The sequence below is a fragment of the Lacibacter sp. H375 genome (assembly GCF_037892425.1).
Taxonomy (GTDB): Bacteria; Bacteroidota; Bacteroidia; order Chitinophagales; family Chitinophagaceae; genus Lacibacter.
In genome coordinates this window covers 63,000-78,340 of the sequence record NZ_JBBKTT010000001.1, presented here as the reverse complement: position 1 = coordinate 78,340, position 15,341 = coordinate 63,000, and the positions used below count along the sequence as shown (strand labels likewise).

Below are 15,341 nucleotides of genomic sequence, written 5' to 3'. Positions count from 1 at the left end.
ATTGTATGGCAACTTATCCTTTATCAAAATTTCATTTCCGGGTAGAATGGGGAGGCACACGCATTGGTTTTACCGAAGTAACCGGTTTAGATAAAAGTCTGGATGTAATTGAATACCGTGATGGTGCAAGTCCTGAATATTCAAAAATAAAAATGCCGGGTTTGCAAAAGTTTTCGAACGTAACACTTAAGCGGGGAACGTTTGAAAGTGACAATGAATATTATGCATGGCTAAACACCGTGCAGATGAATAAGATCGAACGAAGAGATCTGATCATCTCATTGTTGAACGAGCAGCACGAACCGGTAATGGTATGGAAAGTAAAGAATGCTTTCCCGGTAAAGGTGCAATCATCCGATCTGAAAGCCGACGGTAACGAAGTGGCCATTGAAACAATGGAACTCGCACACGAAGGTTTGGTTATTGAACTTCCATAAACAAGAGTATGCCATTTGAGTATCCGCTTACCGGTTTTCATTTTCTGGTAACCTTTGAGTTGTTTCCGCAATCGCCTGTTGACGTACGTTTCCAGGAAGTGGCAGGCTTGTCTGTAAGTATGGGAACAGAATCGATCAACGAAGGTGGTGAAAACCGATTCTCACATAAGCTGCCAACAAGGGCAAACTTCAGTGACATTACATTAAAGCGTGGTTTGTTCGAATACTCTGAACTCTATCGATGGGTAAAAAATGCAATGGAAAATTTTGAATTCCGTCCATTGAATTTAACAATCAGCCTACTCAACGAAGTACATGCACCCGTGTATATGTGGCGTGTGTATAACAGCATACCAACCAAGTGGGAGTTATCATCTTTCAATGCCAACAACAGCGAAGTAGTGGTGGAAACACTTGTATTGAGCTGTGCTTATTTCTCACCCATTAACCGTTAAACCTTATGCCAGTTGTTATTAACGAAATACAGATCACTGCTTATGTAAATGAAACCGGTAATACGGAAAACAGGCAGCAACGTGGACGAAGTGAAGGCGAAAAGAAAGATGATGAAACAAAAAAAGAATCGCTTGTGAAAATTTGTGTGGAAGAAGTATTGCGCATTTTAAAAGAAAAAGAAGAACGTTGATATGATACCGGGTAAGTTACAAAAGATGACCTTAAAGGCATTTGGCAACGCAGATTTTAGTGATAGCAGCGCACTGCCGGATGGAGAATTTACTGTACAGGTAAATCCTGAATCTTATACCCTTACACATACGATTGAATATACAGAGCAGCAAGCAGGTGGTACAAGCGCTGCACAGCCACGTTATAGCAGCAGCCGTCCACAAAATCTTGAATTTGATTTCTTGTTCGACGCAACAGGTGTGTTGAACGGTGATGGTATTCCTGCTGCAGAAAGTGGCGTTCCTGTTGTTACAGTTGTTCATTCAATTGTCGATACCATCAATAAACTGAAAAAGGTGGTGTATGATTTTGTAGGAGAGACCCACGAAACACCATACGTAAAAATCTATTGGGGTACCATGTTGTTTAAATGCAGGTTAACAAACCTGAGTATTACTTATAAATTATTCAAACCCGATGGAACACCTATTCGTGCATCAGCCAAATGTTCGTTCATAGGTGCGGTGGAAGATGTGCAACGTACAGCTGCAGAAAATGCACAATCACCGGACCTGACACATGTGCGTCGTGTAAAGCACGGCGATACATTACCCTTTATGTGTTATACTATTTATGGAGATGAAAATTTATACCTGCAGGTTGCTGCTGTTAATCAACTCAACCATTACCGTGATATAAAAGTGGGACAGGAACTTTTTTTTCCACCAGTTGAAAAAATAAAAGCATGACAGATACCCGCACCATACCATCGTCTTCAGCAGGTACCGATGTTGTTACGTTCACCGTAAAGATCGAAGGAGAAAATGTGCCACGCAGTATCAACATCAGTTCTGTTGTGATACAACGTCAGGCTTATCGTATTCCTTCCTGCAAGCTGATTATTTATGATGGCGATCCTGCGCAATCAAATTTTCCTGCAAGCAACGAAGACTTGTTTATTCCGGGTAAGAAACTTGAACTATGGGCAGGCTATGAAGCTGATGAAGATCTGTTGTTCACCGGTTTCATTGTAAAACAAGCCATCAAAATACGAAACGAAAAATCACCCGTGTTGGAAGTAGAAGCAAAAGATGCCTGTATTAAACTAAGCACGTATGCAAAGAGCAGATACTTTGCTGAGTTGAGCGATCAACAGGTGATAGAAGAAATAATACAGGATGCAGGATTGGAATCGGAGATTGAAAATACCGGTGCTGCATTAAAAGAAATTGTGCAATACCATGCAAGCGATTGGGATTTTATTATGACACGTGCAGAAGCAAACGGGTTGATCTGTTTTTGTGAAGATGGTAAGCTCATTGCAAAGAAACCTGATCTTGCAGCTGCGGAAACATTAAGTGTATTATTTGGTGCAACTATGCTGGAGATGGATGCAGAAATTGATGCACGTAGCCAGTTTGCAACTGTTCATGCACAAACATGGAGCCATGCTAACCAGGAACTTGTTGATGTGGAAGCAACAGTACCAACCATCAGCAAAGCAGGAAATTTATCTCCTGAAGATTTGTCGGACGCAACCGCAAACAGCAAACAAATCATTCAGCATGGAGGTTCATTGTCTGAACCGCAATTACAACAATGGGCCGATGCACAACTCATGCGCAATCGTATATCGAAAATAAGAGGCAGTGCAAAGTTCCAGGGTTATGCAGATGTGAAACCGGGTCAAATGATTTCTATTGCAGGAGTTGGTGATCGTTTCAGCAGTAATGCTTTCATCAGTGGTATTCGTCATGAGTTGTTTGATGGCAGCTGGACAACCACTGCACAATTTGGTTTAGATGCTACGGCTTATGCAGCGGCATTACCAATCAGTGCATTTCCTGCAGCCGCATATGGTCCGGCCATTAAAGGATTGCATACCGGTATTGTAACTGACCTGGAAGATCCGTTGAATGAATTTCGGGTGAAAATAAAAATCCCTTCAATCAGTATGCAGGACGAAGGTATGTGGGCACGCATGATGATGCCCGATGCAGGAAACAATCGTGGATTTTTCTTTCGGCCAGAAGTAGGTGATGAAGTATTGATCGGATTTCTCAATGAAGATCCCAACTACCCTGTTATCCTTGGTGGTTTACATAGTTCTGCAAAGGCAACACCGCTTCAACAGAATAACGATAATCATGAAAAAGGATTACAAACACGCAGCGAAATGAAATGGGTGTGGAATGATGAAAAGAAATCGTTCACAACAGAAACACCTGCCGGTAAAAAAATAATTGTTGATGAAGATGCAGGTGAAATTCAGATAGCTGATGAAAATGGTAATAAATTTTTAATGAATGCTGATGGCATCACCATTGAAGCAGCAAAAGCAATTAACATCAAAGCGGGGACTGATCTTAAAATGGAAGCATTGAATGCAGAACTGAAAGCAAGCGCCAGCGGAAAACTGAATGCAAGTGGAACAATGGAAGTTTCATCGAGTGGGTCAACAACAGTAAAAGGTTCGATTGTACAAATAAATTAAGCAGTATGTCAATGGCAGCAAGAGTGGGTGATATGCATGTATGCCCAATGGTAAACGGAACTGTGCCGCATGTTGGTGGACCTGTCATGCCAGCAGGATGCCCAACAGTTTTGATTGGTGGAATGCCTGCTGCACGTGTTGGTGATATGCTGGTTTGCACAGGACCGCCTGATAGTATTGTCAAAGGATCTGCAACAGTGTTAATTGGTGGCATGCCTGCTGCACGCATGGGTGATACCACTGCACATGGCGGAACAATTGTTATTGGTTGTCCAACAGTTATTATAGGAGGTTAATCATGGAAGTAAAAGATGATTTTTTAGGTAAGGGATGGAGCTTTCCTCCATCATTTAATAAATCAACCGGCCTGGTAAATACCGTGGCAGCTGTTGAAGATATTAATCAAAGTCTTCATATCCTGCTATCAACCATAACCGGCGAACGCATTATGCAACCTAAGTATGGGTGCGATATGAATGAGTTTTTGTTTGATCCTGTAACCACTACATTTAAAACAGTTATGGCAGACAAAGTGCGTACAGCATTGTTGATCTATGAATCACGTATTGAAGTGGAGAAACTGGAGATTGATGATGAAGGAGAACTCGAAGGAAGAATACTCATTGATATTCATTACAAGGTGCGGACAACCAACAGCCGCTATAACTATGTGTTCCCATTTTATAAAGCAGAAGCAACAGAATTAAAAACAACAGGCGAATGATCACGGGTAAACCATACGAACAATTATTGCTGCGTGATGGAACAAGCAGATTAAAGCGAAGAGCAACAGTTCTGCTTAATAAGAACTATGTGAATATTGATGAACGAAACATGGACGACCTTGTGCAGTTCGCTATTGATTTTGCAGAGCAGGTAAACTTCTTCAACGAACAATTGACGATCGATGGTAACTGGAAACATTTTTTTCAGCAAGGGCTTAACCTTGCAGATCTGAAAAAGAGTATTGACAGCCGAAGTGATTTTCATCCGCAGTTTGCTCTTTATCTCGTATTTATAAAATTGTTTGGCTTTGCTCAAAACCAATTGAACAGCTTAACACAACAGCATCTCGATTTTTATTATGAGCATGTGATCGATCTGCATCAACTGAAAGCAGAGCCTGATAAAGTGCATGTGGTATACGAACTGGCGAAAGGCGCTTCCGAATTTTTCTCTGCAAAAAACATATTGTTTGATGCAGGAAAAGATGCGTCAACGAAATTACCTCTTCATTATACAACAGATGACGACACAATTATTAATACAGCTACAATTGCCGATAAGCGAACGATCTATTTAAATCCTGCTGAAAATGATGTGGTTCGTTTTGCAAGCGTTGCTAATTCACCTGATGGACTTGGTGCAAAACCTGACCCAACAAAACCCTGGTGGAAAGCTTTTGGTGGCAAACATCTTTCATCAACCAAAATTGGTTTTGCATTGGCATCACCCTTATTGTTATTGAAAGAAGGAACAAGAGAAGTAACCATCACGATTCAGTTGAGTGGACTTGCGCAATCGCTGCAAACAATTACAAGTATAGATGGTGAAAAGCTGGAAGTGTTTTATACCGGTAAGAAAAACTGGGTAGGCCCATTTGAAGCTACCATTACTCCAGTAAATAATTTCAGTGGAGGCAATCAATCCATCACCATCAAACATAGTTTAGGAGGTGACGATGAAGAAGTGGTGAGATATGATGGAGCGATTCACGGGCAATCATTTAATACTGTTTGGCCGGTCATGCAATTAAAAGCCGATACAACCAATACCGGTAATTTATTCGGGGCATTAAAATCTTCTACAGTAAGTAAAGTAAAGATCGATGTAAAGGTAAATGGCGTTGCAGGGTTACGATTGGAGAACGATCAGGGAGTAGTTGATGCAAAGAAACCTTTTCAGCCATTTGGATCTCTTCCTAGAAAAGGTTCTTCATTTTATGTTGGGTTTGAAGAAGTGTTGCATAAAAATTTAGACACATTTTCTTTTGATGTAACATGGCTGGCGCCACCCGAAAAGCTGAGTACGCATTACAGTAATTATCCATCAAACCCTGTTGACAAGAACGAATATTTTAAAGCCGACTACTTTGTAAAAAGCAGTACATCAAAAAATGGTGAAACCAATTTGTTTGATGTGAGTAATGCAGAGTCGACAGTTACATGGCCTAACACAGCAAGTTCACCAGGATTGTTTTCATTTTACCCCTGGCTCAATTCGTATTTTATTTCAACATACAACTCTTATCATTCGCTGATATCAAATCCCAATTTATATATCGCAGGCTTTTTTGGATATAACTTTAATTTGGTTAGCGCAGTAGCTAAGAAAACAATTCTGCCGGTTTCGCCGGAGAAAGGATTTATTCGTTTTGAATTACAGAAAGATTTTTTGCATAGCATTTATCCGCATGTATTAGCAACTGCAATGACTGCTACACCACCAATAACTGTAGCTACGTTGCCAAAAGAGCCTTATACTCCAACAATAAAAACAATACGTTTCAATTATACAGCATCATCAACAGAGATCATTCCTTCATCAGAAAGCTTTGGTGATTTTAACCGGAAAGAAATTCAATTATTTCATCTCGGGGTGTTTGGCCAGGCAGAACAGCATGGTTATTTAAAAACTGAAACAGCAAGATTATTCGGTCCAACTGTTCCGTTCAATAAGAGCATTTATCTTTTTCCGTCTTATAAAAACGAAGGAAACTTTCTGTTTTCATTAACCGGAGCTCTGCCTGGTCAATCGGTTTCTTTTCTTTTTCAACTAGCTGAAGGAACAGCTAATCCGGAAAAGGAAGCTGTGAATATTCATTGGTTTGCGTTGAGTAATAACGAGTGGCGAAAACTGAAGCAAACGGAAATATTAAAGTATGAAACCAATCACTTATTGCGTAGTGGTATTATTCGTTTGGTGATACCGACTGAAGCTACTACCGATAACAGCTTGCTTGATGCAGGTAAGATCTGGCTTTGTGCTGTTGTAGAAAAGGATGTGGATGCTGTTTGTTTGTTCAATGATGTTATACCGCAGGCAGTAACTGCAACATTTAAAGCAGCTGCAAATAGTAGTTCATTGCATGAATCACCTGCAGGTACCATCAATAAGCTGGTTAACAAAGTTGCTGAAGTAAAAAAATTAAATCAGCCTTATGCATCGTTTGGAGGGAAAGCAGTAGAATCAAAAGATGATTTCTATTTGCGTGTTAGTGAACGTTTGCGTCATAAACAACGTGCAGTTGATCTTTGGGATTATGAACATATCGTATTACAGGAATTCCCCGAAGTATATAAAGTAAAATGTTTGAACCATAGTGTGCTGCCTGCAGACTGTGCTTGCGATTTTGTAAAGCCCGGTCATGTAACATTGGTAGTAGTACCGGACGTTCGGAATAAAAATCAATTCAGCCCGCTTGAACCGAAAGTAAGTCTTGACCTGATTACAAGAATAGAAGATTACTTGAAAGAGCTTTGTCCTTTTTTTGTAATACCACAAGTAAAGAATCCTATTTACGAGCAAGTGAAGCTGCAATTTAAAATTCGATTCACAACAGAAGGCGATTTTGGTTTTTATGCAGATCTGTTAAATAATGATCTCATCAAATACCTGACACCCTGGGCTTATTCAACAGATACCGATATTGTATTTGGCGGACATATTCGTAAAAGCGTGTTACTGAATTTTGTTGAAGAACTCAGCTATGTTGATTTTGTAACTGAGTTAAACATGTATCATATTGTAAATGGCGGACAGAGTGTAGATACTGATGAAATAAAGATCAATAACCCGGCTGCTATACTTGTTTCGCATAACCAACATTTGATCACCGCTTACCAGGAAACAGAAGTTTGCGTATGAAGAATGCCGTTACCATAACAAAACAAAAACCAGCATCGCCTTCCATGGATTATGCCTTTCTGCGTGCAGAAGGGATGAAATGGATCGAACGATACGGGTCGGATCTCTGGACCGATTACAATACACATGATCCCGGTATCACCATCATGGAATTGCTTTCTTATGCCATTACTGATCTTGGCTACCGCACAGCTTTTCCATTGAAAGATATTTTATCAACTGCTGAAAACAACGATGCCAATTTTAAATCGCAGTTTTATTCTGCAAAAGAAATACTTCCCACAAGACCTGTTTCAGAGATCGATCTTCGAAAACTGTTCATTGATATTGACGGTATTCGAAATGCTTGGTTGATGAAAGCAGATGAATCGTTGTTTGTTGATGTGAAGAATGAACATATTGTTGCAGGAAAGCCTGAACATGATAAGTTTTACCAGTTTCAGTTAAATGGCATTTATGATGTAAAAGTGGAGCTTGATCTGAAAGCAACTGATGGCGGTGATTGGGATGATGAAAAACGCCAGCAAGTATTTGACCAGCTAAGAGAAAGATTCCATGCACACAGAAATCTTTGCGAAGATCTGCGCAATATTGAACTGGTGGAAGAACAAAAGATTCGTATTTGTGCTGATGTGGAAATACAACCCAATGCGAATGCGTTTGAAGTGTATGGGGAGATATTGTACCGGGTACAGAATTATTTAGCACCCGATGTCAGACAATACACGTTGTCGGAAATGCGGCAGTTGAAAAAAACGAATGCTGAACTGTATCGCATGGATGAAATCTTTAATGGCCCGGTTCTTCAATTCGGATTTATTCCTGATGAAGAAATAAAACTATCGGGCTTGAAACGTAAAGTGTTTTTATCCGACATCATTTCCATCATGATGGATGTTGAACATGTGATTGCAGTAAAAGAAGTGAAGTTCAATTTTTGCAATGACGAGAAAGAATTAAAGAATGAATGGGTGCTTTGTATCGACAGGGGAAGGAAGCCCGGACTTTGCTTGGATAAGATGGCTTTACATTTTTATAAAGATGTAGTGCCTGTAAATGCGAATAAGCAAAAAGCCATCGATTTGTACAGGGAAAAAATGGAAGCTGACAGGCTGGCGAAGAAAAATAAAACCTACGAAGACTATCAGTATGAAAAAGGTGTTGACAGAAATGTAAGTACATATCGTTCTGTACGAAATGATCTGCCATTGGTTTATGGTGTGAGTGATTACGGGTTACCTTCACATGCTGATCTTACACGTCGTTCGCAAGCGAAGCAATTAAAAGCTTATCTCGTGTTTTATGATCAGTTGCTCGGAAATTATCTTTCACAACTGCATCATGTAAAGGATATCTTACGATTACAGAAGCCGTTGACAGATGTTGTGTCACCTCAAACTTACTTTTATCAAAAGCTGAATGATATCGGAGAAATACAAAGCAATCAAGAGGAAATTATTATAGATACAGCATCTTATGCAAACCCCGGCGGAACACTCGCAGGAATCGTAAGCAATTTTGAAAAAGATACCAACCGGTTAAATCGTTTTACTGATCATCTCCTCAGTCGATTTTCAGAACAGTTTACTGATTATGCTGTGCAGTTGTACACACTTTCAGATAATGTTTCGGACAGTGAATTGCTGGCGGCAAAAATTCAACTATTGAAAGAATATCCTGATTTGAGTAAAAATCGTTCAGCAGGATACAATTATACAGAAGTGCCGGTGTGGGATAGTGATAATGTAAGTGGTCTCGAACACAGGATATGTCGCTTGCTTGGTATCAGCAATTATTTCCGTCATTCAATTTCAACTATCAAATCAGAAGTGGTGGAAGAGATCAACAACGGAACAGCTGAATATGTGTTTCGCATTGCCGATCCTGACAATGCAAGCCGCACATTGCTCAGCAATACCAAGAAATACGCAACAAAAGCAGAAGCCGAAGCTGTATTTGCAAAGGCAATGGAGCATGCAGCACTTCGTGATTATTACGACCTGAAACAAGCAGCTGATGGTCGCTATCACTTTAATATAATTGATGAAATGGGAGAGTTGCTTGCACGCCGTTTTGAATACTTCGCCACTGCAAGCATCGCCGAGGCAGCGATCCTGAAATTAATGTTGCTGGTAAAAGAACAATACAGCAATGAAGGATTGTTTGTGGTTGAGCATTTACTTCTGCGTATGGATGCATCTTTTTTGCTAGAAGAAAATGAGTTGTTTAACAAAGAGAATTTTTTACCTGTATGTACTGATAATGATTGTGAAGATTGCGAGCAGGATCCTTACTCGTTCCGCATCACTGTTGTGTTGCCTGCTGAAACATTACGTTTCCGAAATATGGATTTCAGGAAACAGGTGGAGAACCTGATACGCCAACAAACACCAGCGCACATTTATCCCAAAATATGTTGGGTGAATAATGAGCAGCTGGCAAAGTTTGAAACAGCATGGAAATTATGGCTTACGCTAAAACAGGAAGGAAAGCAAAACACAACGGAAGGATTAATTGCAACAAGAGCATTGATCGATATTTTATTTAACCTGCGGAGTTTAATGCCGAAAGGAGTGCTGCCCGATTGTGGCGAACTACCGGACAACCCGCTTATTCTTGGACGAACCAGTTTAGGTAACCTTTAAAAACAATTGGTATGGAACATATTCCTGTAAAACTCAAATCGCCAAAAAACTCTTTCAATTATTTTGAAGATAACCAGGTGCTTACCGCCGAGCAACTGAATCATGTAGTTCAGTATTTCGATTACCAGGAAAGGCTTACACGTGCAAGACTGTTGGGTGTGGGCATTGTATGCGGCCTCAACATAGTGTTTAACCGAAATAATATTACTGTTACAAAAGGTGTAGGCGTAACCAGCGATGGTGATCTTATAGTGTTGGAAACAGACAAAGTATTAGTTGCGGCCAAACAACTTGACGACAATAAAGCAAACTATCCGGCATTTGAAAAGCTTAAGAATGAGGATGGAACTTTGCGTTTATCAGAGTTGGTTGAAAGCAATGAAGGCGCAACCGGGTTAACAGATTTCTTCAATGCAAATAATCAGCCACAGAATACGGTTGTGCTGGCTTACCTGAGTCAGTACACAATTGATACTGATCAGTGTTCTGCTGATGAATGTGAGAACAAAGGTTTGGTGCATCATTCAGAATTAAAGTTTATTGCCATTAGCCGTAGCGATTATGATCTGATCGATAATGATCCAGGCTGTTGTGGCGATGAATATTTCAGTTTGCCGGAAGTAAGTATTCCACGTGTGTTGTTGAATGAAAATGATAATATCTTCAGCTATGCCGATTTGTTGCGTACTTATGGAACTGCAATTAACAATGGAAGCAATACCCTTGAAGAAGGTTTGAAAACAGCAGCAGCAACTGCCCGTGATTTATTACAGTGTTATAAGGTTAATGGCGGGTATAAAGAATTGTTTACCCAGGTTGAAATGAATATCGTCACAAAAGTTCCCTCAATTGCAAAGAAAGCCGTAACGGATAATGCTCGTGGTATACAATATGTGTATGGTTTTTTAAAAGATGTGGCTGCTTCATATAGCGAATTCAAGGAAAGCGTATTTGATCTTTGCTATGGCTGTTGCACTACACCTGATGCTTTTCCTAAGCATGTGGCATTAGGACTATTACAAGGCGATGATTTTGGGTTAAACAAAAAATACAGAAGCTGTTTTATTGAGTCGCCCATACTCAACAACAAGAACGAAGCACTGGAAGATGCCTTGCATCTTTTTGCAAGACTGGCAAAGTTAGTAGCATCATTCAACATCCCTGAAAGGGCAATCATAAAAATCACACCTTCAGGAGGCATCAATGAATTAATTGGTAACAGGGCAATACCATATTACTATGAAGCGGAAAAGGTTGTACAACACTGGTCAGCAAAAGCGTGGCGACGTAACAAAAGCAATACTATATTATCCTATCATTCGCAGCAATATTCCACGTTGCCACATGTAACAACCCCACTTGTGTATGATATCGATCAATATCCATTTTTAAGAATTGAGGGGCATGTTGGGAAAACGTATGATGATGCATACATAGCCATTGATAAAATAAGAAAGCAGTTTGATCTGCCCTTTGATATTGCAGGAGTGCAACTGCAAAAAGAAAGAATAAGAAAACTACCACCAAAAGCAATACGTCCAGGCATCCTTGATTTGCTTTATGACAAGGAACGCATACACATGGATACCAAGCTGGATTATGTGAAGAAGTATAATGAATCGTTGCTATTGAATCTTCCTAACGACGATGAACTAAACCAGCCTGCCATTACAAAAGACTATGGCGACCCCAAAGCTTTAAGAAATATGCTGGTAAGTAAAAAAAATGAATTGGATACACATATTGCAACCACAAAACTTGCCTTATCCAAACCGTCAAAAGAAGTTGTTGGTGCTGTTGCCTGGGACGATCTGCACATCAGCATGGCCAATGCAGGTGCAGAAATAAATAAAAATTCAAAACTGTTTACTGCGGCAGCCTTCCGCTCACCTCTTGAGAATCTGGGGGTACTGGATCAGCCACGAATACTTTTGTGGCTTGGCGATATTTTGCAAAAGCAAAAACAACAGGTTGAAGATGGTTATATTTTCAGCAAATTTTTGCAACAGAATCCTGCGATGATGCATAATGGAGGAGTTTGTAAAGGTGGTACGTTTATTTTAGTGTATGAGAAGATTGGCGACACTGAAACAGTGGTAGCCGATTTTTATCTACCCTATATTGTTAAAGACGAATTGGTGGAATCGAAGGTTGATACTACAACCATACCGATTAGGCCTGTGAAAGAAATCAACTTCACCATTTCGAAAGATATTCTGAAACGGCCACTTTTAAACACTGAACTTTTTAATGTTAAAGACGAATTGTTGAGAGTGAAAGATCTTACAAACAATGCTGATATCGCAGTAGGCAAAAGATTAAACGATTTCGACATCAGGATAAACAAAGTTGGACAGGATGTGCTTGTAAACCGGGAAAATATTGGAAAAGAAGTGGCGGTAGTTAAAGACAAGTATGAAACTTCTTTCTCTAAATTAATATCATCTTACGATACAGTTGTTACAAAAGGTAGTATTAAAGTTAGCGCTGATGGAGGTATCAGGGAAACAACCCGAGCCGATATTGAAGAGCTGATAACAGGCGTAAGAACAGAGTTCAACGGTAAAATATTAGAAACAGAAAACAGGATTAACACAAAGGTTACCACTGTTGCAAACGAACTTACTGCAACCAAAGCACAAATAACCAAAACGGGTAATGATCTTGTTTTGCTTGATGGTAAATTAAACAATGTAAGAACCGAATTAACTTCTAAGTTAACAGCGGATGTTAAAGGGGTAAACGATCGTGTTACATCTGTTGAAAATGCATTTGATGCCAAGCTGGTACAAACCGTTGCAACAACTGATACCAAGATAAATTCGGCTATTGCTGTTGTTAACCGTGATATGGCATCTAATGCACAGGTGGTTGATGTAAAACTTGCAACTCTTAAAAACGAAGTAATTATTCAGGCCGATAAATCGGCAACTGAAAAACTGAATCTGCAGAAAGCTGCCTTTGATCAAACAATTGGTGTGGTAAACAGAGAAATAACAACAATTAAAAACAGGCCACCAATAAGGTAATGAATGGCTGTTAACCAGCTATCATTAAAGTCGTAACAATACCATGAGTGCAACTGTAACACATAGCATCGGTAAAATTTCGTTTCACCTGAAAGGAGTGGAAACGGGAAAAGTATTTACTATGCGTCAACACGCAGCTTCTTACCTGCAACATGATTTTGTACGAATGGCCGAAGACGTGTTTGATGAGTTTGCATTAAATGATGAGTTACTATTTATTCAGAAACTTTCAATTGATCTACAAATTGCAAGTGATTCATTTGATTTGAAAAAGCAGGAGTACCACTTGCGTGAACAGATACGGGAGCAGATTGTTGCTCAAGTACAGAAGCAAAAAAATAATACGTTTGCTCAGACTTCAACAGGAGTTGAACAGAAAAATGATGCAAGAACACCTGATGTAAACCTTTTATTAAAAGCTTGGGCATTTTATTTAGAGCGGGGTTATTTACCTGCGTATATGTCTTTTGTATTATGGCATGAGCGCCTAAGTTGGTGGAAGAAAACGTTTGTGCAGTCTACAAATCAGTTGAAGCAGTTTTTAATTTCTCAATTAAGTGATGAGCAGAGGTTGAAACGTTTTTTAAAACATGAACCATCAAGAGTGCAACAATGGATATTTGAACAACTCCATCCGGAATTGCACACATTGCTGGAGACAGGAAGTGTGAGGTGGAATCGTACGATTCCTTTCTCTCATTTTGAATTGAAAACATATTTGCAGTTTCTGCTTTCTGAAAAAAACAGTTCTGTTTTGCTAAACGAAGAACAGTTACCTTCTGTTGAATGGGTGATGCATCATCATGAAACTTATAACAGATCATCAAAACAATTATCAACTGAGTTGAAGGAAGTAGCAGCAACAAAAAATGTTTCGTTGCAGACAGATCAGGAATCGATCATAATACACAATGCAGGAATTGTGTTACTGCAGCCATTTATCTCTACCTTATTTAATGAGCTGCACATATTGAGTGAAGACCGCAAATCGATCACAGATAAACAGAAAGCCTGTGCCTTGCTCTCGGTTCTTGCTGGCGATGCAGAGCAGGATGAAATCTACTATCCTTTATATAAATTATTGTGTGGTGTTCCAATGCATGAGGTGATCGATGGCAATGTGCAATTAACTACAGAAGAGCGTGAAGAATGTTTTCACTTGTTGCAACAGGTAATTGTTCATTGGCCTGCATTGAAACAATCGTCAGTACCCTCGTTACAACAAATTTTTTTGCAACGAACAGGTAAGTTGTCGCACAAAGAAGATAAATGGTTGCTGCAAGTGGAACAACGAACAGAAGACGTGTTGATGCAGTACTTACCTTGGACTTATTCAATTATCCGTTACCCCTGGATGAAACAAGCCCTATTTGTTGAATGGACTTAGAAAAAGGCATAAGGCTCCATGTACAAGAAACAAGGAATAAGGAAAGAGGATCACGCAATTTGAAAATCTAAACTCATAACTCATAACCAAAATCAAGTGTATGAAATACCCAGGCAGAATTATCAAAGAAGGCGAAGGCAATACAGCAATTGTAAAAGCAATTCAGAAAAAGCTCATTGAATTGAATATTGGTAACCTCGAAGGAACCGGCACGTATGGCGTAAAAACCAAGAATGCAGTGAAACTTTTTCAGGCAACACATATGGATCAGTTTGGTAATCCACTTGAAGTGGATGGACAAGTTGGTTCGCTTACGTGGTCAACATTGTTTGGCACAGATACTGTTGTTGTAACGGATACTGCACCCAATGCTTTGCTTGCAGAATCAGTAAAGGCTGCTATCAAGCAACTTGGTGTTATGGAAGAACCTCCCGGCAGTAATAAAGGCCCGGTGGTTGATCAATACCTTGCAAGTGTTGGATTGCCTCCCGGTTTGTTCTGGTGTGCTGCCTTTGTGTATTGGGGATTCGATAAAGCATCAACCACATTGGGTAAGAAAAACCCACTAGTGAAGACAGGACATGTAATGACGCATTGGAATAAAACAACAGGTAAAAAAATTACAACCAATGAAGCAGTGAACAAACCATCTCTTATAAAGCCCGGACATATTTTTATTATGAACACAGGCGGAAGTGCAGGCCACACTGGGATAGTTGAAAAAGTAGAAGGCGGATTTATTCATACCATAGAAGGCAACAGTAATAATGCGGGAAGCAGAAATGGTATTGGCGTGTTTCGGCTTCAACGGAAAATTGCAAAGATCAATCGGGGGTTTATTGAATACAAATGATG

At 39.7% G+C, this 15,341-nt stretch carries 12 protein-coding genes; all 12 read left to right on the top strand.

Annotation, left to right across the window (positions count from 1 at the left end; all coding sequences use genetic code 11):
- Positions 1–5: 5 nt before the first annotated feature.
- Positions 6–437 (top strand): phage tail protein, encoded by a 432-nt coding sequence (locus tag WG954_RS00335; RefSeq protein ID WP_340432473.1) that lies wholly within the window; start codon positions 6–8, stop codon positions 435–437.
- Positions 438–445: 8 nt separating this feature from the next.
- A complete protein-coding gene (locus tag WG954_RS00330; RefSeq protein WP_340432471.1) occupies positions 446–892 on the top strand; it encodes a phage tail protein in 447 nt (148 codons plus the stop codon).
- 5 nt (positions 893–897) lie between these two features.
- Entirely contained in the window at positions 898–1,083 is a 186-nt protein-coding gene (locus tag WG954_RS00325; RefSeq protein ID WP_340432468.1) for a DUF5908 family protein, read from the top strand.
- 25 nt (positions 1,084–1,108) lie between these two features.
- Entirely contained in the window at positions 1,109–1,813 is a 705-nt protein-coding gene (locus tag WG954_RS00320; RefSeq protein WP_340432465.1) for a CIS tube protein, read from the top strand.
- Positions 1,810–3,558, top strand: a complete 1,749-nt coding sequence (gene vgrG, locus WG954_RS00315; RefSeq protein WP_340432463.1) for a type VI secretion system tip protein VgrG — start codon at positions 1,810–1,812, stop codon at positions 3,556–3,558. Before WG954_RS00320 ends, vgrG begins: the two co-directional genes overlap by 4 nt.
- Positions 3,559–3,563: 5 nt before the next feature.
- On the top strand, positions 3,564–3,854 hold the full coding sequence (locus tag WG954_RS00310; RefSeq protein ID WP_340432462.1) for a PAAR domain-containing contractile injection system baseplate protein: 291 nt from the start codon (positions 3,564–3,566) through the stop codon (positions 3,852–3,854).
- Positions 3,855–3,856: 2 nt separating this feature from the next.
- Positions 3,857–4,282 (top strand): gp25 family contractile injection system sheath assembly initiator, encoded by a 426-nt coding sequence (locus WG954_RS00305; protein WP_340432460.1) that lies wholly within the window; start codon positions 3,857–3,859, stop codon positions 4,280–4,282.
- Positions 4,279–7,425, top strand: a complete 3,147-nt coding sequence (locus WG954_RS00300; protein ID WP_340432458.1) for a baseplate J/gp47 family protein — start codon at positions 4,279–4,281, stop codon at positions 7,423–7,425. The genes WG954_RS00305 and WG954_RS00300 overlap by 4 nt, the downstream gene beginning before the upstream one ends.
- Positions 7,422–10,070, top strand: coding sequence for a contractile injection system baseplate wedge protein (locus WG954_RS00295; RefSeq protein WP_340432456.1), 2,649 nt, complete (start codon positions 7,422–7,424; stop codon positions 10,068–10,070). Before WG954_RS00300 ends, WG954_RS00295 begins: the two co-directional genes overlap by 4 nt.
- 11 nt (positions 10,071–10,081) lie before the next feature.
- A complete protein-coding gene (locus tag WG954_RS00290; protein ID WP_340432454.1) occupies positions 10,082–13,099 on the top strand; it encodes a hypothetical protein in 3,018 nt (1,005 codons plus the stop codon).
- A 43-nt stretch (positions 13,100–13,142) separates the two neighbouring features.
- Positions 13,143–14,486 carry a contractile injection system tape measure protein gene (locus tag WG954_RS00285; protein ID WP_340432452.1) on the top strand — a complete coding sequence of 448 codons (1,344 nt, stop codon included), beginning with the start codon at positions 13,143–13,145 and terminating at the stop codon, positions 14,484–14,486.
- A 100-nt stretch (positions 14,487–14,586) separates the two neighbouring features.
- Positions 14,587–15,339: a CHAP domain-containing protein gene (locus WG954_RS00280; RefSeq protein ID WP_340432450.1), complete on the top strand. Its 753-nt coding sequence runs from the start codon at positions 14,587–14,589 to the stop codon at positions 15,337–15,339.
- The last annotated feature ends 2 nt before the right edge of the window (positions 15,340–15,341 follow it).

Bases quoted from the DNA above. Each gene is read 5' to 3' on its own strand.
- WG954_RS00335 (WP_340432473.1), top strand. From the start codon at position 6: ATGGCAACTTATCCTTTATCAAAATTTCATTTCCGGGTAGAATGGGGA.
- WG954_RS00330 (WP_340432471.1), top strand. From the start codon at position 446: ATGCCATTTGAGTATCCGCTTACCGGTTTTCATTTTCTGGTAACCTTT.
- WG954_RS00325 (WP_340432468.1), top strand. From the start codon at position 898: ATGCCAGTTGTTATTAACGAAATACAGATCACTGCTTATGTAAATGAA.
- WG954_RS00320 (WP_340432465.1), top strand. From the start codon at position 1,109: ATGACCTTAAAGGCATTTGGCAACGCAGATTTTAGTGATAGCAGCGCA.
- vgrG (WP_340432463.1), top strand. From the start codon at position 1,810: ATGACAGATACCCGCACCATACCATCGTCTTCAGCAGGTACCGATGTT.
- WG954_RS00310 (WP_340432462.1), top strand. From the start codon at position 3,564: ATGTCAATGGCAGCAAGAGTGGGTGATATGCATGTATGCCCAATGGTA.
- WG954_RS00305 (WP_340432460.1), top strand. From the start codon at position 3,857: ATGGAAGTAAAAGATGATTTTTTAGGTAAGGGATGGAGCTTTCCTCCA.
- WG954_RS00300 (WP_340432458.1), top strand. From the start codon at position 4,279: ATGATCACGGGTAAACCATACGAACAATTATTGCTGCGTGATGGAACA.
- WG954_RS00295 (WP_340432456.1), top strand. From the start codon at position 7,422: ATGAAGAATGCCGTTACCATAACAAAACAAAAACCAGCATCGCCTTCC.
- WG954_RS00290 (WP_340432454.1), top strand. From the start codon at position 10,082: ATGGAACATATTCCTGTAAAACTCAAATCGCCAAAAAACTCTTTCAAT.
- WG954_RS00285 (WP_340432452.1), top strand. From the start codon at position 13,143: ATGAGTGCAACTGTAACACATAGCATCGGTAAAATTTCGTTTCACCTG.
- WG954_RS00280 (WP_340432450.1), top strand. From the start codon at position 14,587: ATGAAATACCCAGGCAGAATTATCAAAGAAGGCGAAGGCAATACAGCA.